1 protein-coding gene is annotated in these 255 nt (G+C 53.7%); it reads right to left on the bottom strand.

Annotated elements, in window-relative coordinates; translation table 11 throughout:
• The coding region (locus C162_RS32240) for a condensation domain-containing protein (protein WP_036701935.1) at window positions 1–255 on the bottom strand (255 nt) is incomplete at both ends.

Here is a 255-nt window from a genome sequence, read left to right as displayed (position 1 = left end):
CCGAAATGGGTGCGCAGCACTTCATGCCGCTGCACGATTTCCTTCAAGACTCCTTCAGTCCGTACCGCATCCAGCGCCTCTTCAAACTCCAGAACCACCGGTACATTATAGACTACACTCTGTTTGTCCATCTCCCACAGGGCATACATCCGTTTCTCTGCAGAAGAGGCTGTATAATAGGGCTGGTATGGTGCTGGGGATAGACCTGTACCTGTGTCATCCTTGCGTTCCAGGCCACTGATCCAGCCGCTCAGC

This window comes from Paenibacillus sp. FSL R7-269, from assembly GCF_000517865.1.
GTDB lineage: Bacteria > Bacillota > Bacilli > Paenibacillales > Paenibacillaceae > Paenibacillus_AQ.
This window is presented reverse-complemented; position numbering and strand designations above follow the sequence as displayed.